This window comes from Streptomyces sp. 5K101 (genome assembly GCF_046506645.1).
Classification (GTDB): Bacteria; Actinomycetota; Actinomycetes; order Streptomycetales; family Streptomycetaceae; genus Streptomyces.
Genome location: NZ_JBKFFO010000010.1, coordinates 238983 through 259426 on the forward strand (window position 1 = coordinate 238983; position 20444 = coordinate 259426).

Annotated in this window: 14 protein-coding genes and 1 riboswitch; of the genes, 8 read left to right on the plus strand and 6 right to left on the minus strand. The window is 73.2% G+C overall.

The window, feature by feature from the left end:
- Positions 1 to 102 precede the first annotated feature (102 nt).
- Together ACLB9X_RS21040 and ACLB9X_RS21045 are read left to right on the plus strand one after the other, a co-directional pair.
- A complete protein-coding gene (locus ACLB9X_RS21040; RefSeq protein ID WP_410361908.1) occupies positions 103 to 1383 on the plus strand; it encodes a PspC domain-containing protein in 1281 nt (426 codons plus the stop codon).
- Positions 1380 to 2069 (plus strand): LuxR C-terminal-related transcriptional regulator, encoded by a 690-nt coding sequence (locus ACLB9X_RS21045; protein WP_410361909.1) that lies wholly within the window; start codon positions 1380 to 1382, stop codon positions 2067 to 2069. Before ACLB9X_RS21040 ends, ACLB9X_RS21045 begins: the two co-directional genes overlap by 4 nt.
- Before the next feature lie 47 nt (positions 2070 to 2116).
- Here ACLB9X_RS21045 and ACLB9X_RS21050 read toward each other — a convergent pair whose 3' ends face one another.
- Positions 2117 to 3160: an NlpC/P60 family protein gene (locus tag ACLB9X_RS21050; protein ID WP_410361910.1), complete on the minus strand. Its 1044-nt coding sequence runs from the start codon at positions 3158 to 3160 to the stop codon at positions 2117 to 2119.
- 328 nt (positions 3161 to 3488) lie between these two features.
- Here ACLB9X_RS21050 and ACLB9X_RS21055 point away from each other — a divergent pair, with 328 nt between their 5' ends.
- On the plus strand, positions 3489 to 3842 hold the full coding sequence (locus ACLB9X_RS21055; protein WP_410361911.1) for a hypothetical protein: 354 nt from the start codon (positions 3489 to 3491) through the stop codon (positions 3840 to 3842).
- Between the two features lie 65 nt (positions 3843 to 3907).
- Here the strand turns inward: ACLB9X_RS21055 and ACLB9X_RS21060 are convergent, their stop codons facing one another.
- Entirely contained in the window at positions 3908 to 5062 is a 1155-nt protein-coding gene (locus tag ACLB9X_RS21060) for an NlpC/P60 family protein (RefSeq protein ID WP_410361913.1), read from the minus strand.
- 1 nt (position 5063) lies between these two features.
- A riboswitch (cyclic di-AMP (ydaO/yuaA leader) is annotated at positions 5064 to 5228 on the minus strand.
- Positions 5229 to 5467: 239 nt separating this feature from the next.
- On the opposite strand from ACLB9X_RS21060, the gene pcrA reads away from it, so the two are divergent.
- Complete coding sequence (pcrA, locus tag ACLB9X_RS21065) at positions 5468 to 7903, plus strand: DNA helicase PcrA (RefSeq protein WP_410361914.1); 2436 nt, start codon at positions 5468 to 5470, stop codon at positions 7901 to 7903.
- Between the two features lie 115 nt (positions 7904 to 8018).
- On the opposite strand, the gene ACLB9X_RS21070 is transcribed toward pcrA, so the two are convergent.
- Positions 8019 to 9653, minus strand: a complete 1635-nt coding sequence (locus ACLB9X_RS21070; RefSeq protein WP_410361915.1) for a M23 family metallopeptidase — start codon at positions 9651 to 9653, stop codon at positions 8019 to 8021.
- Between the two features lie 294 nt (positions 9654 to 9947).
- Positions 9948 to 10811 (minus strand): esterase/lipase family protein, encoded by an 864-nt coding sequence (locus ACLB9X_RS21075; protein WP_410361916.1) that lies wholly within the window; start codon positions 10809 to 10811, stop codon positions 9948 to 9950.
- Between the two features lie 374 nt (positions 10812 to 11185).
- On the opposite strand from ACLB9X_RS21075, the gene ACLB9X_RS21080 reads away from it, so the two are divergent.
- On the plus strand, positions 11186 to 11596 hold the full coding sequence (locus tag ACLB9X_RS21080; RefSeq protein ID WP_410361917.1) for a cobalamin B12-binding domain-containing protein: 411 nt from the start codon (positions 11186 to 11188) through the stop codon (positions 11594 to 11596).
- Between the two features lie 309 nt (positions 11597 to 11905).
- Here ACLB9X_RS21080 and ACLB9X_RS21085 read toward each other — a convergent pair whose 3' ends face one another.
- Positions 11906 to 13522 (minus strand): DUF5691 domain-containing protein, encoded by a 1617-nt coding sequence (locus tag ACLB9X_RS21085; RefSeq protein WP_410361918.1) that lies wholly within the window; start codon positions 13520 to 13522, stop codon positions 11906 to 11908.
- Between the two features lie 10 nt (positions 13523 to 13532).
- Positions 13533 to 14957: an SWIM zinc finger family protein gene (locus ACLB9X_RS21090; RefSeq protein ID WP_410361919.1), complete on the minus strand. Its 1425-nt coding sequence runs from the start codon at positions 14955 to 14957 to the stop codon at positions 13533 to 13535.
- 118 nt (positions 14958 to 15075) lie between these two features.
- Here ACLB9X_RS21090 and ACLB9X_RS21095 point away from each other — a divergent pair, with 118 nt between their 5' ends.
- The 3 genes from ACLB9X_RS21095 to ACLB9X_RS21105 are packed head-to-tail and all read left to right on the plus strand — an operon-like array spanning position 15076 to position 20005.
- The gene (locus ACLB9X_RS21095) at positions 15076 to 16188 is read left to right on the plus strand and encodes an ATP-binding protein (protein ID WP_410361920.1); all 1113 of its coding nucleotides are present in this window, start codon (positions 15076 to 15078) and stop codon (positions 16186 to 16188) included.
- Entirely contained in the window at positions 16185 to 18833 is a 2649-nt protein-coding gene (locus ACLB9X_RS21100; protein ID WP_410361921.1) for a DUF5682 family protein, read from the plus strand. The genes ACLB9X_RS21095 and ACLB9X_RS21100 overlap by 4 nt, the downstream gene beginning before the upstream one ends.
- Positions 18830 to 20005, plus strand: a complete 1176-nt coding sequence (locus ACLB9X_RS21105; protein ID WP_410361922.1) for a VWA domain-containing protein — start codon at positions 18830 to 18832, stop codon at positions 20003 to 20005. Before ACLB9X_RS21100 ends, ACLB9X_RS21105 begins: the two co-directional genes overlap by 4 nt.
- The last annotated feature ends 439 nt before the right edge of the window (positions 20006 to 20444 follow it).

Consider the following 20444-nt stretch of genomic DNA (forward strand, 5'->3'; position numbering starts at 1 on the left):
GGCCGTTCCCTGATATTGCCCCTGAGGGACCGGGACTTCTCAGGGTCGGAGTAAGGGACGGCCCTGATGACCGGCCCGGCCGGGCCGTGTGACGATCAGGACATGCCCGTCGCCACCCGTCCGGCCGAGACCGAAGAGACTGCCGTCCGCAAGCTGTACCGCAGCGCCGACGGACGCATGCTCGGCGGCGTGGCGCGCGGTCTCGCCGGCCACCTCGGCCTGCCGGTCGTCTGGGTGCGGCTCGTCTTCCTCGCCCTGTTCATGGCGGACGGCCTCGGCGCTCTGCTGTACGCGGTCTTCTGGATCGTCGTGCCGCTCGGCGTCGGCGGCCGGGCCGCCGAGCCGCGCTCCGTCTTCGACATCACGCCCGACGGCCGGCGACGGCTGCGCAAGCCCGACAAGGGGCAGCTGTTCGCCCTGGTCGCGCTGCTCGTCGGCGCGGCGGTCTTCGCCGGCAACGTCGACACCAACGGCCCCGCCAACCGCTACGTGTGGCCGACGCTGCTCATCGGCGCCGGTGTCGTGCTGGTGTGGCGGCAGGCGGACAACGCACGCAGGGCCCGCTGGGCCACTCTCGCCACGGACAGCCGGCGCCGCCGCCTGGTGCAACTGGCGCGCGCCCTCGCCGGGGTGGCGCTCGTCGGCATGGGCCTGACCGTGTTCATGGTGGTGCGCGGCTCGGCGGCCCAGCTGGGCAACGTGCTGACGGCCGCCATCGCCGTCATCGCCGGGGTCGCGCTGCTCGCGGGCCCCTGGCTGGTGCGGATGACCCAGGACCTCTCCGAGGAGCGGACCATGCGCATCCGCGCCCAGGAGCGGGCCGAGGTCGCCGCCCACGTCCACGACTCCGTCCTGCACACCCTCACCCTGATCCAGCGGAACGCGGACGATCCCGGCGAGGTGCGCAGGCTCGCCCGCGCCCAGGAGCGCGAGCTGCGGAACTGGCTCTACCGGCCGCAGGGCACCGGCAAGGACGAGGACGAGGAGCCCAAGACCCTCGCCGAGGCGGTCAAGAGGACCGCCGCCGAGGTCGAGGACAAGCACGGCGTGCCCCTGGAGGTCGTGGTCGTCGGGGACTGCCCGCTCGACGAGAAGCTGGCCGCACAGATGCAGGCCGCGCGTGAGGCGATGGTCAATGGCGCCAAGTACGGTGGCGCGGGAGGGGCGGTCCAGGTCTACGCGGAGGTCGAGGGGCGCACGGTCTTCGTCTCCGTCCGGGACCGGGGGCCCGGGTTCGACCTGGATGCCGTTCCCGGCGACAGAATGGGCGTAAGAGAATCGATCATCGGCCGGATGCAGCGCAACGGCGGCACGGCACGGCTGCGCACGGTGCCCGGCGGGGGCACCGAGGTGGAGCTCGAGATGGAGAGGGCTGACGGATGACCGAGTCTGCGCAAGAGAGTGCCGAGCGGCGGGTGCGGGTCGTGCTCGTCGACGACCACCGGATGTTCCGCGCCGGTGTGCAGGCCGAGATCGGGCAGACCGAGCGCACCGGGGTCGAGGTCGTCGGCGAGGCCGCCGACGTGGACCAGGCGGTCACCGTGATCACGGCGACCCGGCCGGAGGTCGTCCTGCTGGACGTGCACCTGCCCGGCGGCGGAGGCGTGGAGGTGCTGCGCCGCTGCGCGCCGCTGATGGCCTCGGCGGAACATCCTGTCCGCTTCCTGGCGCTGTCGGTGTCGGACGCCGCCGAGGACGTGATCGGCGTGATCCGCGGCGGGGCCCGGGGCTATGTCACCAAGACGATCACCGGCACGGACCTGGTCGACTCGATCTTCCGGGTGCAGGAGGGCGACGCGGTGTTCTCGCCGCGGCTCGCGGGCTTCGTGCTGGACGCGTTCGCCTCGACGGACGCGCCGCCGGTCGACGAGGACCTGGACCGGCTCACCCAGCGGGAGCGCGAGGTGCTCCGGCTGATCGCGCGGGGATACGCGTACAAGGAGATCGCCAAGCAGCTGTTCATCTCGGTGAAGACGGTCGAGTCGCACGTGTCGGCGGTGCTGCGGAAGCTGCAGCTGTCCAACCGCCACGAGCTCACGCGGTGGGCGACGGCCCGGCGTCTGGTCTGACGTCCGGCGTCTCGTCCGGCGCGCCCGGACGGCTCCGGTCCGCCGGACTACGAGACCCGGGTCGCCCCGGCGAAGGGCATCTGGTCGATCGGTGCGACGCGCACCGGCGCGCCCGGGCGCGGTGCGTGGATCATCCGGCCGCCGCCGATGTAGACGCCGACGTGCGAGACGCCGGAGTAGAAGAAGACCAGGTCCCCGGGCGCGAGTTGGGCACGCGAGACGCGCTGCCCGGCGTTGATCTGGGTGTACGTGGTGCGGGGCAGCGACACCCCGGCCGAGCGCCAGGCGGCCTGGGTGAGTCCGGAGCAGTCGTACGACGACGGGCCGGTCGCCCCCCACACGTACGGCTTGCCGAGTGCGCCGTAGGCGTAGGCGACGGCCTGTGCGGCCCGGCTGTTCGGCGCCGTGAGCGGGCCGCGGGGCGCGGTGGAGCGATCGGCGCGGGCGAGGCCGGCCGGTCCGGCGTCGTACGCGGCGCGCTCCTCGGCGGTCAGCCGGGCCAGCAGCCGCTCGGCAGCGGCCAGTTTGCCCTGCACGACCGCCTTGTGCCGATCCAGCTCCCGGCGATGCCGCTCCAGTTCGGCCGTCCGTTCGCCGGCCCGTGCCCTGAGCCCGCCGAGGTCCACGAGCCGGCGGTGCACACCGGCGACGGCGGCCGCGTGCCGCTCGCCGACCCGCTCGGCGAGCGCGGCGCGCGCCAGGTACGCGTCGGGATCCGAGGTCAGCGCGAGCTGCATGCCGGGATCGATGCCGCCGGAGCGGTACTGCGCGGTGGCGACGGAACCGAGGGCGTTGCGGGAGGCGTTGAGCTGCTCCGTCCGGCGGGCGGCCTCGTCGCGCAGCTCGTCGAGCGCCCTGCGGGCCTGCGCCGTCCGCTCCTTGGCCCCGTTGTACTTCTCGGTCGCCTCCTCGGCCTCCTGGTACAGCTTGTCGACGCGGGCCTTGAGCTGGGCGGGGGTGAGACGGGGCTCCGCGTGCGCCGAGCCGTCGAGCGCGGTCGTGGTCGCCGCGCCTGCGAGCGCGAGGGTGGCTGCGGTCCGGGCGGCCGGCCCGGTGAGCGGATGCTGCTTCGGTTTCTGGTGCGCTGCCACGGGGCGTACACGTCCTTCCTGCGGACCTGCGGTCCGGCGACGTACAGCACGGGGGAGCGGTACGCCGCCGGATCTTTCGGCGGGGCGGCCGAGCCGTCCGGCTGCACGACGGCGATGGGGAGCCGGCCACCTGGGCGCTGACGCTAAACCTGGCGCTCACGGGTCGGGGACGTGACGACGGGAAGTGTCCGAACCTGGACGGTGCTGCCCGCTTTACGAGTGCCGGGACGCCGGTGCCCGGCCGCATGCGGCGCGCGGCCGACCGAACGCCGCGATCGGCCTCCCCCGGCCGCCGGACGGTGGTACGGCGCCCTTTAGGCTCCACCCCATGGACATACTCATCAATGTCTTCGTCGCGCTGCACATCATCGGCATCGCCTCCCTGCTGGGTGGCTTCCTGACCCAGATGAAGGCGATGGGCGAGGGCGCGGCCCGCTTCAACCCGGCGATGCTGCACGGTGCGCTGACGATGCTGGTCACCGGCGTCGCGCTGGTGGGCCTCAACCAGGCCGACGACCAGACGGTGAACAACCTCAAGATCGGCGTCAAACTGGCGGTGCTGGTGGTGATCCTCGGCCTGGTCTACGTCAAGCGGGACGAGGAGCGGGTCGACAAGGCGCTCTTCGGCGCCGTCGGCGGCCTGACGGTCGCGAACATCTTCATCGCGACGCTCTGGACCTGACCGTCTCCCGGCACCCGCGTGCCCGGACGGCGCCGCCGTCCGGGCACGCGCGTGAGCGGCCCGGGTCAGACCGGGCGGACGCTGCCGTAGATCGGCATGTAGTAGATGGACTCCTCGCGGACCTCGGTGCCCGGCTTCGGTGCGTGGATCATCTTGCCGTCGCCGATGTAGATGCCGACGTGGCTGATGTCGTCGTAGAAGAAGACCAGGTCGCCGGGGAGCAGGTCCGCCGTCGCCACGCGCCGGCCCACCTCCACCTGGTCCCAGGTGGTGCGCGGCAGGTCGACGTCCGCCGCCTTCCAGGCCGCCTGGGTGAGCCCCGAGCAGTCGTACGAGGACGGGCCGGTCGCCCCCCACACGTACGGCTTGCCGATCTGGGCCCGGGCGAAGGCGAGGACCTTGTCGGCCTGGGCCGCGTACGAGCCGTCCTCCGCTCCCGTGCCGGTGCCCGTCTCGGGCGACGGCTGCTCGCTCTCCCGGCGCTGCCGCTCGGCCTCCGCCTCGGCGCGCGCCCTGGCTTCCGCCTCGGCCTTCGCCTCGGCCTTGCGCCGCGCCTCCGCCTCCTTCTCGCGCTCGATCGCCGCCAGCCGCGCCTTCTCCTCGGCGGTCAGCTTCGACAGCAGGGCGCGCGCCTCGGCCAGCTTCGTCTGGACGGTCTGCTTGCTGATGCGCAGGGCCTGCTGCGAGTCGGTCAGCGACTCCAGCCGCTCCGTCGCCTCCGCCCGCTGCTTCGCCGCGGCCGCGCGCTGGGTCTCGTAGTCGCTGACGGCGGTCCGCTGCTGGTCGGTCATCCGGTCCATCAGCTGCGTCTGGTCGAAGTACGCCTGGGGGCTGTCCGCGAACAGCAGCGCCGCCGTCGGGGTCACCGCGCCGGTGCGGTACTGAGCGGCGGCGTAGGCGCCGAGGGCGCGACGCGACTCGTTGAGCTTCTCCGCGCGCGTGGTCGCCTCCTCGAAGAGGCTGTCGACCTCGCGGCGCTTCTCGGCGGTGGCCTCCTTCGCCTTGTTGTACTCCTGGGTCGCGCTGCCCGCCTGCCGGTAGAGGTCGTCGACCTTCTTCTGCACCTCTTCGATGGAGGGCTTGGGGTCGCTGGGCGCCGCGGTGGCGCTCTGGGTCGACAGGAGGGTGACGCCGGCGAGGGCGGCCGTCGTGAACCCGACGGCGGGGGAGGGCTTTGCGCTGCGGCTGCGGATCCTGCGATGCGACGCCAAGACCGGCATCTCCTTCTTCCGTGGACCGCCTACCGGGTTAGCTGTCGGGTTCGGGCGGAACGGAAGATGCCCTACGGACCGTGGACAGGCGGTCCGATTCACCCCGGTCGTGCATCGTTCGGGTCCCCGGTTCCGAACTGCCGTGCGGGCAGCCCGAATTCGGCGGAGTCGACCCGTTCGGCGTGGTTCGCCGGGAGGGGTGCGGGCCGTCTGGTCGAGCACGCTAGCCAACTCGTGTGCAGGCTGTGAAGGTTGATGTTCGATATGTCCGATACATTTTCGTGACCTTTTTCGGCGCCGGCCGTATTTCCGCCCCGGCGTGGCGCGCCGGGCAGGGCCGGTCACGGAACGTGACCTGCCCCGTATGGGCATGCGGGCCCGGCTGTCGGTCCGGCCGCCTAGACTCGATAAGCGATGAGCAGCCTCTTTGACGACAGCTTCCTGGCGGATCTCCAGCCCCACGGGGAGGAGCCCCCTCCGCCCCCCGAGGAGTCGGCTCCGGAGCCGATCCCGGACGACCTCTTCCAGGGCGCCTACGACGTGCCGCCGGCCCGCGACGGGTACTACCGCGACGGCGCGCCCCGGCCTGCCGTCGACGCGGCCGCCCTGCTCGAGGGGCTGAACGACCAGCAGCGCGCCGCCGTCGTCCACACCGGGTCCCCGCTGCTCATCGTCGCAGGGGCCGGTTCCGGCAAGACGCGCGTGCTCACCCATCGCATCGCCCACCTCCTGGCCACCCGGCACGTCCACCCCGGCCAGATACTGGCGATCACCTTCACCAACAAGGCCGCCGGCGAGATGAAGGAGCGCGTCGAGCAGCTGGTCGGCCCGCGTGCCCATGCCATGTGGGTCATGACCTTCCACAGCGCCTGCGTCCGCATCCTGCGCCGCGAGTCGAAGAAGCTCGGCTTCACCTCGTCGTTCTCGATCTACGACGCCGCCGACTCCAAGCGCCTGATGGCGCTGGTCTGCCGCGATCTGGAGCTGGACCCGAAGAAGTTCCCGCCGAAGTCCTTCAGCGCCAAGATCTCCAACCTGAAGAACGAGCTGATCGACGAGGAGACCTTCGCCGACCAGGCCGCCGACGGTTTCGAGAAGACCCTGGCAGAGGCGTACCGGATGTACCAGGCGCGGCTGCGCGAGGCCAACGCCCTGGACTTCGACGACATCATCATGACCACGGTGCACCTGCTCCAGGCGTTCCCGGACGTCGCCGAGCACTACCGGCGCCGCTTCCGGCACGTCCTCGTCGACGAGTACCAGGACACCAACCACGCCCAGTACACGCTCGTGCGCGAGCTGGTGGGCGAGGGGTACGAGGACCTGGAGCCCGCCGAGCTGTGCGTCGTCGGCGACGCCGACCAGTCGATCTACGCCTTCCGCGGCGCGACCATCCGCAACATCCTCCAGTTCGAGGAGGACTACCCGGACGCGACGACGATCCTCCTGGAGCAGAACTACCGCTCCACGCAGACGATCCTGTCCGCCGCCAACGCGGTCATCGAGCGCAACCAGTCCCGCCGCCCGAAGAACCTGTGGACGAACGCGGGCGCGGGCGCCCAGATCACCGGCTACGTCGCGGACACCGAGCACGACGAGGCCCAGTTCGTCGCCGACGAGATCGACCGGCTCACCGACGCGGGCGAGGCGAGGGCCGGCGACGTCGCCGTCTTCTACCGGACGAACGCCCAGTCCCGTGTCTTCGAGGAGATCTTCATCCGCGTCGGCCTGCCCTACAAGGTCGTCGGCGGGGTGCGCTTCTACGAGCGCAAGGAGGTCCGGGACGTCCTCGCCTACCTGCGCGTGCTCGCCAACCCCGAGGACAACGTCCCGCTGCGCCGGATCCTGAACGTGCCGAAGCGCGGCATCGGCGAGCGCGCCGAGGCGATGATCGACGCCCTCGCCCTCCGCGAGAAGATCACCTTCCCGCAGGCGCTCCGCCGTGTCGACGAGGCGTACGGCATGGCGGCTCGCTCCGCGAACGCCGTCAAGCGGTTCAACGTGCTGATGGAGGAGCTGCGCACCATCGCCGAGTCCGGCGCCGGACCGGCCACCGTGCTCGAAGCCGTTCTGGAGCGCACGGGTTATCTCGCCGAGCTCCAGGCGTCCACCGACCCGCAGGACGAGACGCGCATCGAGAACCTGCAGGAACTGGCCGCCGTGGCGCTGGAGTTCGAACAGGACCGCGGGGAGGAGCAGGGCGCGGGCACGCTCGCCGAGTTCCTGGAGCAGGTCGCGCTCGTCGCCGACTCCGACCAGATCCCCGACGAGGACGCGGAGGGCACGGGCGTCATCACGCTGATGACCCTGCACACCGCCAAGGGCCTCGAGTTCCCCGTGGTGTTCCTGACCGGCATGGAGGACGGCGTCTTCCCGCACATGCGGGCGCTCGGCCAGACCAAGGAGCTGGAGGAGGAGCGGCGCCTGGCGTACGTCGGCATCACCCGCGCCCGCGAGCGCCTGTACCTCACGCGCTCCTCGATGCGCAGTGCCTGGGGCCAGCCGTCGTACAACCCGCCCTCGCGCTTCCTGGAGGAGATCCCGGGCGTGCACGTGGAGTGGAAGCGCACCGGCCCGATGACCGCACCGGCCGGACCGACGTCGGGCATCACGTCATCGCTGTCGTCGTCGCGTTCCCGCGGCGGTGCCTCCGGCTTCGCCACGCGGCGCACCAACGACAAGCCGGTGATCGCGCTGTCCGTGGGCGACCGGGTCACGCACGACCAGTTCGGTCTGGGGACCGTGGTCGCCGTGGCGGGGTCGGGTTCGGACGCGCAGGCGACGATCGACTTCGGGGACGAGAAGCCGAAGCGGCTGCTGCTGCGGTACGCGCCCGTCGAGAAGCTCTGACGCGAAGCTTTGACGCGAGGCTCTGACGAGGAACTCTGACCAGATCCTCTGACAACGGAACGAGGCGGGGCCGCGGCCCCGCCTCGTTCCGTGCTTGCTGTCGGCTGCCCGCCGCTTAGGTCGGGTCGAGGCCGTGTCCGCGCAGCCACGCCAGCGGGTCGATGGCCGAACCGCCGCCGGGGCGCACCTCGAAGTGCAGGTGCGGGCCGGTGGAGTTGCCCGAGTTGCCCGAGTAGGCGATGACGTCGCCCGCCTTCACCGAACCGCTGCGGATCTTGGTGGTGCTGAGGTGGCAGTACCAGGTCTCCGTGCCGTCGGCCGCCGTCACGATCGCCATGTTGCCGTAGGCGCTGTTCCACTGGGTGCGCACGGTGCCGTCCGTCGCGGCCAGCACCTCGGTGCCGTACTGGACGGGGAAGTCGATCCCGGTGTGCAGGGACATCCAGTTGACGCCGGACTGGCCGTAGTAGGCGCTGAGGCCGTCCTGCCTGACGGGAAGCACGAACTTGGGCCGCAGCGCCTCGCGCCGTGCCGCCTCCGCCTCGCGCTTCTTCCGCTCCGCCTCCTGGCGGGCCTTGAGGTCGAGGCGCTCCTGGGTGCGGGAGGCGCGGTCGCCGAAGTCGCGGGCGTCCTCGCTGAGCGCGGCGAGCTGCGTGTCCATCTTGCTGTTGGCTGCGACGTGCTTGACCGAGGTCGGGTCGGCGGACGCCAGATTGGCCGCGTCGTCCTTCTTCTCGCCGCCCAGGGTGCCCACGGATGCCGCGGCGATACCGGCGACGCCCATGACGCAAGCGGAGGGCACGGCGACGGTGAGGAGCGCCGAGCGCTTGGCGGGCGTGCGGCGCCGGCCGCGGCTGCCGCCGGAGCGGCGGACCGGGCGGGGGGCGACGGGGGTGGCCGGGACGGAGGTCATGGTCTGCGTCAGCGCGTCGTGCGCCGATTCGCCGCTGTTCTCCGGGGCGTTGCCGTGGTCGGCGTCGTGGGCGTACTCGGCGTCATGGGCGTATTCGCCGTCGTTGCCGTATTCGCCGTCGTGGCCGTGGTCGGACTCGGTCTCGTAGCCCTCTGCGGCGCCGGTGTCCGGGCCCTCGGGGTGCGCGGCGCCCGGGGCGTCGTGGTCCGAGACGTCCTGCACCTGGAAGTCTTGATAGTCCTGGTAGTCCTGGAACTCCGGTGCGTACTCGGACCCCTGGAAGTCCGACCCCTGGAAGTCCGACCTCTGGAAGTCCTGACCGGAATGTTCCGTGCCGGGAAGATCCGTGGTCTGGTGGTCGGCGTAGCCGGTGCCGTACTGGGCCGCCGGGACGAACTCGTCCTCCGGCGTGAACTGTTGCGGTACGAGACCTTCCGGCGTGGTCGCCGTACCGGAGTTCCAAGCGGTCGCGTCGTACGCGCCGGTCTCGAAGGACGAGGCGGACCACTGGCCGGTCGCGTCGTACGCGAACGTCGCGGCGGCGGTCTCGTACTGGCCCGTCTGGTCGGCCTGGTTCCAGGCGCTCGCGTCCCACTGGCCCGTGGTGTCGTACTGCGCGTACTGCTGGTCGTACTGCGGCTCTTGGGCCTGCTGCGCGGATGCGTAGGCGTCGTAGCCGGCCGCCTGGTGCGACGCCCCGGTGTTCCACTGGGACGCGTCGTACTGGCCGCTGTGCCCGGACTCGTAACTGCCCGGCATGGCGCCGAAGAGCGGATCGGAGTCGAAGCTGCCGGTGGCGTAGCCGGTGTACCCGGCGTGGGCGTGCTGGTCGTTCACCAACTTCTCTCTCGCCTCGGCAGCAGGACCTGCATCCGGGACCGCCGGATTGCAGGGGTCCCAGGGGGAAGCAGTGGCGCGACTGTACCCGGCGGTACGCGATGGCGACAATCTTCGGCGGCATCTCCGCAATCCGGAAACGGGCAATCAGCCGCCTTTCGGCGGACTGCGGGCACAGCTTTGGCCGTACGTTCGAGAAACGTTCGAGGAAAAGTCAGTTGCGAGGACCGCCCGGCGGAGTCTCGTCGGGCGGCTCGGTGCGGTGCGGTGCCGCTCGGCTCGGTTTGGCTCGGCTCAGGCGACTGAGACCGACCCGGACGGACCGGCCGCCGCCGCACCCGATGTGAGCGCCTCACGGATCCCGGCCGCGACGGCGGGGTGAACCGGCAGGGCGAGATGGCCGATTCCGCTGACTCGTACGTTCTGGGCGAGAAGGTCGGGATGGTCGATGCAGGCCGTCTCGACCGGGACCATGATCCGGTCGAGGTCGCTCCAGAAGCTGACGAAGCGCGTACGGCAGCCGGGCGCCGGCAGGCGGAGCTCCTCGATCACCGACGAGCCGGGGCGCATCTGCCGCACGATGGGGTGCGCGCCGGCGAGCGGCGCGACCGCGGTCCCCGCATGCGGGGTGCCGAGCGTGACGAGCGTGCGGACGCGGCGGTCGCCGCCGAGGCGCTGCACGTAGTAACGGGCGATGAGGCCGCCCAGACTGTGCCCGACGATGTCGATCTCGCGCTGCCCGGTCCGCGCGCAGATCTCCTCCACATGGCGGCCGAGCAGCTCGGCGGCGGTACGGATGTCGCAGGTGAGAGGGGAGTAGTTGAGGCACTCGACATGGTGGGGGCCGTGCCGGGCGAGCGCGCGCCGCAGCAGGACGAACACCGAGCGGTTGTCCACGAACCCGTGGAGCAGGACCGTGGGCACGACGTCGGCCCGTGCCGCGGGCAGCTGGGCCGTGCCGGGGGCGGCGCCCTTGCGGGCCGGGCGCTCGGGGGTGATCCCGGTCGGATACAGGACGAGGTGTCCCGCGAGGATCACGAGCTCCAGGGCGGTGGCGCGCAGGAGCGCGGCGGGGAGGAAGCAACGCAGTCTGGCCAGGCACTGCGCGGTGAACTCGGTGACGACGCGGGAACAGGGCAGAGGCAGGGCCGAAGCCATCACAACGACCTCCCGACCGGCGCTCCCCGTGCGGCTCGGGTGCGCCCTCGCGGGGCGCGCGCTGCGAAAACGGTGCCGCGCCACCCTGCCGTGCGGCTGTCGGCACGGTGGCGCGGCGACCCTGTGTGGATCTGCGGCGGCTCCCCTGGTGCGGTCGTGCCGCCGGGGGCGCCGCGGGCTGCGCGGTGCCTGGTGCCGGTACGACGCTCAGCGAAAAATGTCCCACGTGTGATTTCCCCCTCGCAGTCCACCGCGAAACGGCGGCTTGCGGGATGCTGGACATCTGGAGATAACGTTCGTTCACTCTCCGCGCTCCGCTCGCCGGGCGCGGGGACCCGTGCCCGAGGCGGCGCAGTCGGTATGTGGAGGCAGTGATGGGTGTGACGGGTCCGATCCGCGTGGTGGTCGCCAAGCCGGGTCTCGACGGACACGATCGCGGTGCGAAGGTGATCGCGCGGGCGCTGCGTGACGCCGGTATGGAGGTCATCTACACGGGGCTGCACCAGACCCCCGAGCAGATCGTCGACACGGCGATCCAGGAGGACGCGGACGCCATCGGCCTCTCGATCCTCTCGGGCGCGCACAACACGCTCTTCGTGAAGGTCATCGAGCTCCTCAAGGAGCGCGACGCGGCGGACATCAAGGTCTTCGGCGGCGGGATCATTCCGGAGGCGGACATCGCGCCGCTGAAGGACAAGGGCGTGGCGGAGATCTTCACGCCCGGCGCGACGACGGCGTCGATCGTGGAGTGGGTGAACGCGAACGTCCGCGTTACCGCCGCGTAGCGGCGTGGACCGGGCGGCGGTCTCGGGCGCGGCCGGCCCCGTGCGCGTAGGCCTTGGGCGGGCGGCGGACCGGGCGGCGGTCTCGGGCTCGGCCCGGCCCCTGACCGTAGCGTCGGGCCGCTCCGGGGCTCGTATCCGGACTGGTTTCTGGCTACCGGGCCGGTCCCTGACTGACGACGCCTTACGTCCCGAACACGACCCCTGCGGGTCCCTGACCCGGGGTCGGACGCCGGTGGTGGCCGCGAGTGGGCACCCGGCCCCGGCACGACCCCCGGGCAGGGGGCACAGGGGCGCAGCGCTTCCGAGTCGTCAGGGCTCCAGTTCCGCGTGGAGCGTCGCGCGCAGACGCAGCGTCGACACCAGACGCTGGAACGCCTCCGACCAGTACCCGCCCGCCCCCGGTGACGCGTCCTCCTGTTCCGCCGGGGTCGCCGTCAGGACCTCCAGGCGGGGCGCCTCCGAGGGGGACAGGCAGCGCTCCGCGAGGCCCATCACGCCGCTGAAGCTCCACGGGTAACTCCCCGCGTCGCGCGCGATGTCGAGCGCGTCGACCATGGCGCGGCCCAGCGGCTCCGCCCACGGCACCGCACAGACGCCGAGCAGCTGGAATGCCTCCGACAAGCCGTGCGCGGCGATGAACTCCGCCACCCAGCCGGCCCGTTCCTCCGCGGGCAGCGTCGCGAGCAGTTTCGCGCGCTCGGCCAGCGACGTGGTGCCGGGCCCGCTCGCCGGTGGCGTGCCGGGAGCGCCGAGCAGGGCGCGGGACCATGCGGCGTCGCTCTGGCGGACCGCGGCCCGGCACCAGGCCGCGTGCAGCTCGTCGGCCCAGTCGTCCGACACCGGCAGCGCGACGATCTCCCGCGGCGTACGGCCGCCCAGCCGGGCCGGCCAGGTGGACAGGGGGGCCGACTCGACGAGCTGGCCGAGCCACCACGAGCGTTCGCCGCGGCCCGACGGCGCGTTCGCGACGACTCCGTCGCGCTGCATGCCCGCGTCGCATTCGTGCGGCGCCTCGACCGTGATCACAGTGCCCGCCGCACCGCTCCGGTCCAGCGCGACGCAGGACGCGGCCCGCGCTGCCATCCGCGCGGCGAGCGCGGACTGCGGCAGCGCCGAGAGCAGCTCGGCCGCGGTGGCGCGGACGTTGCGGCTGCGGTCGGAGAGCGCCTGCTCCAGGAACGGCTCGTCCGCGCCGGAGAGCCCCGTCCGCAGCGAGTCGAGGAACATGAGGCGGTCCTCGGCCCGCTCGGTCGGCCAGGTCGTGACGAGGAGGGTGAGCGCCGCCTGCGGGTCGTGCGCCCGCACCGAGGCGAGCAGGGCGACCCGCTCGGCGAACAGGCCCTCCTCCCACAGCCCACGCACGGCGTCGGTGTCGTCGGGGGCGGGCAGAGCCGAGCCGCCGGCTCCACCGCGCAGGGCGAACTTCCACTCCGCGTTGAGCCGGGCGAGCCACACCCCGCGCGGCCCGGCGAACGCCAGCGCCTGCGGCCGCAGGTCCGTACGCCCCCGGGCCGCGTCGAGCAGCGCGGGCAGGAGGGACGGCGGGGCCTGGTAGCCGTGCTCGTTGGCGGCGGCCAGCCATTGCGGAAGCAGCTCGGTCAAATCGGGTGCGGAGCCCCGGCGGCCGCCGGACCCCGACGGGCTCCGGTCGGCGAGCAGCTGGGCGAGCCGCCGTCGGGCGGCGTCCGGCAGGGCGGGCCGGGGATCGTGCGGCGCCGCCGCGGGCCGCTCGCCGGCGGTCGGGGCGGCAGCGGGCCGCAGCCCCGCCCTGCGCCGCACGGTGTGCAGTGCGGCGGCGTCGAGCAGGGCGACGGGTGCCTCCTTGCCGACGGGCACGAGGCCGGCCGGCGGTGTACGCCGGTCGGTGCCGAGCAGGGCCGCCGTGACGAGCTCTTCCCACGGTGACGTGCTGGTGGTGCCGGTCATGGGGCCTCCTTCAGATGAGCGGAACCGTCTCGGACTGGTCGTCGGACCAGGCGGTCAGTGGCACGAAGCCCTCGTGGCCGAACTCGCCGAAGACGGTGACCGGCCGGCCGCCCGCGAGCGAGACGAGCTGCCACAGGCCCGGCCGGGACAAGGCGGAGGCCGCCACAGGCAACGCGTATCCGCCGGTCTGTTCGCCGTCGACGCCTCCGTCCGTGCCGGCGGTGCCGCCCGCGTCGGCCAGCTGCCAGCCGTCGTCGGTGGGCAGCGGCACGACCCCGGAGAGGGTGACCGGCCAGGACTCCAGCCACGGGTCGTCCCGCAGCGCCCGCCCGTACGCCTCGACCGCCGAGGCGCAGGAGCCGCCCGGCGGCGGTGCGCCGGTGGGGACGGGCGCGGTGAACAGCTCGCCCAGCTCGGCCCGCAGCTGCGCCGCCCCGCCGTGCGGGGTGATCTCGGCGTCGACCACCAGGCCTACGGGAAGCGCCAGTTGGGGTGAGCGGCCCGCAGCCCCGAACGAGAGCAGCAGGGCCGTCCGGGCCGACTCGCGTCCGTACAGCCAGATCCGGCGGGTGGTGAGCCTGCCGTCGTACGTGTCGTACTGCGCGAGGACCAGCCAGTGGTCCCGGATCCGGTGGCCCGCGACGGCGGACGGGAGGCCGACCCGTGTGCGTACGGTGGCCGCCAGCGGATCCGGTAGCCGCTCGCGTCCCAGCCACGCCGAGTCGAGCAGGTGGATCAGGGCACACTCCTCCAGCAGCCGCACCGGCCAGCCGGGCCCGGAGCCCGGAATCGCACCCAACTCGCGGACGCGGGCGGCGAGTCCCGGCGCCTGCGCGTCGACCATGCGGGCTGCCGTCTCCTCCCACAGGCCGTATCCGGACTGCTCTGCGGACGCGAGGCCGCCGCGCAGCAGGTCGGCCAGCCGCTGCTCGAGCTCCGTGGCCCCCGCGGTGATCCGCCCGGCCCGGCGCTCGGCGCGCCGCCGTGCCGCCTCCGGGTCGGCGCTCTTCGCCGGCGCACCCCCGCCCGCGCCCCCCGTCTCCCTGCCCGCCGCGCGCTTCCTGCGACCGGACAGCCACTCCCCGGCCCAGTCCGGAACCGCGCCGTCCGTCACGGTCTGCTCGTCCGCGGACCACAGCAGCAGCAGTCCTATCGCGTGCTTGCACGGGAACTTCCGGCTCGGACAACTGCACCTGTACGCCGGGCCCGTGGTGTCCACCACCGTCTGGTACGGCCGGCTGCCGCTGCCCTTGCACAGGCCCCACACCGCGCCCGAGCCGTCGCAGCCCGCACCCGACCACGGCCCGGCCGCGGACAGTTTGCTCCCCGCTTTGCGTGATGCGTCGTCAGGAGCCAGCGAGAGCACCTGTTCCGACGTCCAGCGCACCCCCTGCTCCGGGGGGTTCGGGGTCTCTCCCCCGTTGAGTCGCAACATGTGACCGACGCTACGGCCCACCACTGACAATCCGCCCTGACCTGCGGCGACGGTCGATTGTCAGTGGCATGGTGCACGGTGGATCACGCAACGGGTCGAACGATCTGGAGGGGGATCCATGACCGTGTCCGAAGCCGGGACCACCAGCGCAGCCGAGGCCCTGCGGCCGCATGCGGAGGACGCCTTCGCCCACGAGCTGAGGGCGCTCGCCGCACACGACGACCGGCAGCGGCCGGTGAACTGGCGGCTGTCGCCCTGGGCCGTGGCCACGTACCTCCTCGGCGGCACCCTCGCCGACGGCACCGTCATCACACCCAAGTACGTGGGGCCGCGCAGGATCGTCGAGGTCGCCGTCACCACGCTCGCCACCGACCGTGCCCTGCTCCTTCTCGGCGTGCCGGGCACGGCGAAGACCTGGGTGTCCGAGCACCTCGCCGCCGCCGTCAGCGGCGACTCCACGCTGCTCGTGCAGGGCACGGCCGGCACCCCCGAGGAGGCCATCCGGTACGGGTGGAACTACGCGCAGTTGCTCGCCCACGGGCCCAGCCGCGACGCGCTCGTGCCCAGCCCCGTCATGCGGGCCATGTCCGAGGGCATGACCGCTCGGGTCGAGGAGCTCACCCGTATCCCGGCCGACGTGCAGGACACCCTGATCACGATCCTGTCCGAGAAGACGCTGCCGGTGCCGGAGCTGGGCGAGGAGGTCCAGGCGGTACGCGGGTTCAACCTGATCGCCACGGCCAACGACCGCGACCGCGGGGTCAACGACCTCTCCAGCGCGCTGCGCAGGCGGTTCAACACGGTCGTGCTGCCCCTGCCCGCGACGCCGGACGCCGAGATCGACATCGTCGCCCGCCGTGTCGACCAGATAGGGCGGTCACTCGACCTGCCGGCGGTGCCGGAGGGCCTGGACGAGATCCGCCGCGTGGTCACCGTCTTCCGCGAGCTGCGGGACGGCGTCTCCACGGACGGCCGCACCAAGGTCAAGTCCCCCTCGGGCACGCTCTCCACGGCCGAGGCGATCTCCGTGGTCACGGGCGGCCTGGCCCTCGCCGCGCACTTCGGCGACGGCGTGCTGCGCCCGCAGGACGTCGCGGCCGGAATCCTCGGCGCGGTCGTGCGCGACCCGGCGGCGGACCGGGTGATCTGGCAGGAGTATCTGGAGACCGTGGTGCGCGAGCGGGACGGCTGGAAGGACTTCTACCGCGCCTGCCGCGAGGTGAGCGCATGACCGGCCCGCTCCTGCTCGGCGTCCGCCACCACGGGCCCGGCTCGGCCCGGGCGGTGCGGGCCGCGCTGAACGCGGCGTCGCCGCGGGCCGTCCTGATCGAGGGCCCGCCCGAGGGCGACGCGCTGCTGCCGCTGGCCGCGGACGAGCAGATGCGCCCGCCGGTCGCGCTGCTCGCCCACGCGGCCGACGATCCGGGCCGGGCGGCGTTCTGGCCGCTGGCGGAGTTCAGCCCCGAGTGGGTGGCGATCCGCTGGGCGCTGGCGCACGACGTGCCCGTCCGCTTCATCGACCTCCCGGCCGCGCACTCGCTCGCGATGGAATCGGACCCCGCCCCGGCCCGGCCCGCGGCCCCGGCGGACGTCGCGCCATCGGCCCCGGCGGCCCCCGGTCCCGGTGACGACCCGCCCCGCTCGCCGGGCGGCCGGGCCCCGACCCGCTCCGCCGCCCCCGCGGGTTCCGCCGATCGGACCGGGGCCGCCGACCCCGCCGGCCGGACCGACGACCGGACGGGCTCCGTCGATCGGACCCGTTCCGCCGATCCCGCGGGTTCTGCTGACCGGCCCCGGGCCGGTCGGACCGACGACCGGACGGGCTCCGTCGACCGGACCGGTTCGGCCGACCCCACCGACCCCCCCGGCCGGATTGCGGTCGACGACCCGACCGGGGCCGACGGCCCCGACGGGGTGGAGGCCGACGGTTCGGTGCAGCCGGGGGCCGTGCGGATCGATCCCGTCGGGGTGCTCGCCGAGGCCGCCGGGTACGACGACCCCGAGCGCTGGTGGGAGGACGTCGTCGAGCACCGGGGCCGTGGGACGGGCGGTGCCGGAGAGAGCGATCCCTTCGGGCCGTTCGCCGCGCTCGGCGAGGCCATGGCCGCCCTCCGGGAGACGTACGGCCACGGGGGGCACGACCGGGACCTCGTCCGCGAGGCGTACATGCGCGTCCAGTTGCGCGCCGCCCGCAAGGAGTTCGGGGACGGCGTCGCCGTCGTCTGCGGTGCCTGGCACGTCCCGGCCCTCGCACAGAAGACGACCGTCGCCGCCGACCGCGCCCTCCTCAAGGGACTGCCCAAGGTCAGGACCGAGACGACCTGGGTGCCCTGGACGCACCGCCGCCTCGCGCGGCACTCCGGCTACGGCGCCGGCATCGACTCGCCCGGTTGGTACGGCCATCTGTTCGCCGCGCCCGACCGGCCCGTCGAGCGTTGGATGACCAAGGTCGCCGGTCTTCTGCGGGACGAGGACCACATGGTGTCGTCCGCGCACGTCATCGAGGCCGTGCGCCTCGCCGAGACCCTCGCCGTCGTGCGCGGCCGCCCGCTCGCCGGGCTGAGCGAGACCACCGACGCCGTACGGGCCGTGATGTGCGACGGCTCCGACGTGCCGCTCGACCTCGTCAGGGACCGGCTCGTCGTCGGCGACGTGCTCGGCGAAGTGCCGGACGACGCCCCGGCCGTTCCGCTCCAGCGCGACCTGGCCAGGCAGCAGCGCAGCCTCCGTCTCAAGCCGGACGCGCTGGAGCGCGAGCTGGAGCTCGACCTGCGCAAGGACAGCGACGGCGGCAAGAGCCGGCTGCTGCACCGGCTGCGGCTGCTCGGCGTCAACTGGGGGGAGCCCGCGGCCGGGAGAGGAAGCACCGGAACATTCCGCGAGACATGGCGGCTGCGCTGGGAGCCCGAGCTGTTCGTCCTGGTCGCCGAGGCGGGCGTGTGGGGCACCACCGTGCTCTCGGCCGCCACGGCGAAGGCGGAGTCGCAGGCCCTCGCGGCCACGGCACTCGGGGAGGTCACGGCACTGGCCGAGCAGTGCCTCCTCGCCGAACTGCCCGACGCGCTCCCCGTGGTGATGACCGCGCTCGCCGACCGAGCCGCCCTCGACGCGGACGTGAGCCACCTCGCCCAGGCGCTGCCGGCCCTCGCCCGCTCCCTGCGATACGGAGACGTGCGGGCCACGGACACGGCCGCGCTCGGCGAGGTCGCCGCCGGGCTCGCCGAGAGGATCTGCGTCGGGCTGCCGCCCGCCTGCGGCGGCCTCGACGCCGACGCCGCCGCGGAGATGCGCGGCCACCTCGACGGCGTGCACACCGCGATCGGACTGCTGCCCGACTCCGCCGAGATGATGGGGCGTTGGCAGGCGGTGCTGCGCAAGCTCGCCGTGCGGGAGTCGGTTCCGGGCGTCATACGCGGGCGCGCGGCGCGGCTGCTGCTGGACGACGGGCGGCTCGCGGAGGACGAGGCCGCACGGCTCATGGCCCTCGCGCTCTCCCCGGCCACGCCGCCGGCCGAAGCGGCCGCGTGGATCGAGGGGTTCGTCGGCGGGGCGTCCGGTGGAGGGCTGCTGCTCGTCCACGACGCGCGGCTGCTCGGTATGGTGGACGCCTGGCTGACGGGCGTGCCCGCGGACGCGTTCACGGACGTGCTTCCTCTGCTGCGGCGCACGTTCTCGGCGTACGAGCCCGGCGTGCGGCGGACCCTCGGGGAGCTCGTGCGCCGCGGGCCGGCCGCGGCGGCAGGCCCGGCACACACGGAGCCCGCGGTCCCGGGCTTCGCACCGGGACTCGACGAGGCGCGCGCCGACGCGGTCCTGCCCGTGCTGCGCCTGCTTCTCGGCATCGACGACAACGACCTGGCGGGGGTGGCCCGATGACACGGACGACGACACAGGCCGCGGCCGGCCACGACGAGCGGCTGCGCCGGTGGCGGCTCGTGCTGGGCGGCGAGGAGGCGGACGGCACCGGCTGTGCCCTGTCCGGCACGGACGCCGCGATGGACGGCGCGCTCACCTCGCTCTACGGCACCCGCGCCGGCACCGGCTCCCGCTCCGGGAGCCGCTCCGCCGGACTCGGGGCGTCGGCGCCGTCCGTGGCCCGCTGGCTCGGCGACATCCGTACGTACTTCCCCAGTTCCGTCGTCCAGGTCATGCAGCGGGACGCGATCGACCGGCTCGGCCTGTCGACGCTGCTGCTGGAGCCGGAGATGCTGCAGGCGGTGGAGGCGGACGTCCACCTCGTCGGCACGCTGCTCTCGCTCAACAAAGCGATGCCCGAGACGACGAAGGAGACCGCGCGGGCGGTCGTGCGCAAGGTCGTCGAGGAGCTGGCGAAGAAGCTCGCGACCCGTACGCGCTCGACGCTGACGGGAGCGCTGGACCGCTCCGCGAGGATCAGCCGCCCACGCCACCGCGACATCGACTGGGACCGCACGATCCGGGCGAACCTGAAGAACTACTTGCCGGATTTCCACACCGTCGTCCCCGAGCGCCTCATCGGTTACGGCCGGGCGTCGCAGTCGGTCAAGAAGGAGGTCGTCCTCTGCATCGACCAGTCGGGGTCGATGGCCGCGTCCGTCGTGTACGCCTCGGTGTTCGGCGCGGTCCTGGCCTCGATGCGCTCCATCGCGACGCGGCTCGTCGTCTTCGACACGGCGGTGGTCGACCTGACCGACCAGCTCGACGATCCGGTGGACGTGCTGTTCGGCACGCAGCTCGGCGGCGGGACGGACATCAACAGGGCCCTCGCGTACTGCCAGTCGCAGATCACCCGCCCCGCGGACACCGTGGTCGTGCTCATCAGCGACCTCTACGAGGGCGGCATACGGGACGAGATGCTCAAGCGCGTCGCGGCGATGAAGGCGTCGGGCGTGCAGTTCGTCGCGCTGCTCGCGCTCTCCGACGAAGGCGCGCCGGCTTACGACCGCGAGCACGCGGCGGCGCTCGCGGCCCTCGGCGCACCGGCCTTCGCGTGCACGCCGGACCTGTTCCCGGACGTCATGGCGGCGGCGATAGAAAAGCGCCCGCTTCCGGTGCCGCCGACGGACTGACCCACCACGGCGGCAGCGAGCCCAGCCCCGGGGCCGTTCGAGGCCCCGTGGTTCCCGGCCCCGTCGCCGCCGCGGCCTCCTCGCCCCGGGCCGTCGCCTTCGGCATGACCGGCGCGCCCCTCGCGCGAGCCGCCCCGCAGGTTCCGGCGGCTGCGGACCGGCCCCGTCGCCGCCCCGGGCCGGCCAGCCTCGACGCGATCAGGCCCCACCCGCCGTACGAATGCACGTACGGCCGCGCTCCACGGCCATCGCGTCGGCCGCGCTCCCGCGCGGCGTCACGGCGGCGCTTCGCCCCCGACCGGCCGCCCGTTCTCACACTTCCGCTGCGAGCACGGTGAGTCGCGATCTGTGACCGTAATCACCGCCCCGGTGTGATCTGTGATTTAGGGACCCGCCTCCAGCGGGGATAACCTGCCAGGCGGACATGCCGCGCCCACGG

Bases quoted from the DNA above. Each gene is read 5' to 3' on its own strand.
- pcrA (WP_410361914.1), top strand. From the start codon at position 5,468: ATGAGCAGCCTCTTTGACGACAGCTTCCTGGCGGATCTCCAGCCCCAC.
- ACLB9X_RS21090 (WP_410361919.1), bottom strand. From the start codon at position 14,957: ATGTTGCGACTCAACGGGGGAGAGACCCCGAACCCCCCGGAGCAGGGG.
- ACLB9X_RS21060 (WP_410361913.1), bottom strand. From the start codon at position 5,062: ATGCCGGTCTTGGCGTCGCATCGCAGGATCCGCAGCCGCAGCGCAAAG.
- ACLB9X_RS21045 (WP_410361909.1), top strand. From the start codon at position 1,380: ATGACCGAGTCTGCGCAAGAGAGTGCCGAGCGGCGGGTGCGGGTCGTG.
- ACLB9X_RS21055 (WP_410361911.1), top strand. From the start codon at position 3,489: ATGGACATACTCATCAATGTCTTCGTCGCGCTGCACATCATCGGCATC.
- ACLB9X_RS21080 (WP_410361917.1), top strand. From the start codon at position 11,186: ATGGGTGTGACGGGTCCGATCCGCGTGGTGGTCGCCAAGCCGGGTCTC.
- ACLB9X_RS21105 (WP_410361922.1), top strand. From the start codon at position 18,830: ATGACACGGACGACGACACAGGCCGCGGCCGGCCACGACGAGCGGCTG.
- ACLB9X_RS21085 (WP_410361918.1), bottom strand. From the start codon at position 13,522: ATGACCGGCACCACCAGCACGTCACCGTGGGAAGAGCTCGTCACGGCG.
- ACLB9X_RS21100 (WP_410361921.1), top strand. From the start codon at position 16,185: ATGACCGGCCCGCTCCTGCTCGGCGTCCGCCACCACGGGCCCGGCTCG.
- ACLB9X_RS21095 (WP_410361920.1), top strand. From the start codon at position 15,076: ATGACCGTGTCCGAAGCCGGGACCACCAGCGCAGCCGAGGCCCTGCGG.
- ACLB9X_RS21040 (WP_410361908.1), top strand. From the start codon at position 103: ATGCCCGTCGCCACCCGTCCGGCCGAGACCGAAGAGACTGCCGTCCGC.
- ACLB9X_RS21075 (WP_410361916.1), bottom strand. From the start codon at position 10,811: ATGGCTTCGGCCCTGCCTCTGCCCTGTTCCCGCGTCGTCACCGAGTTC.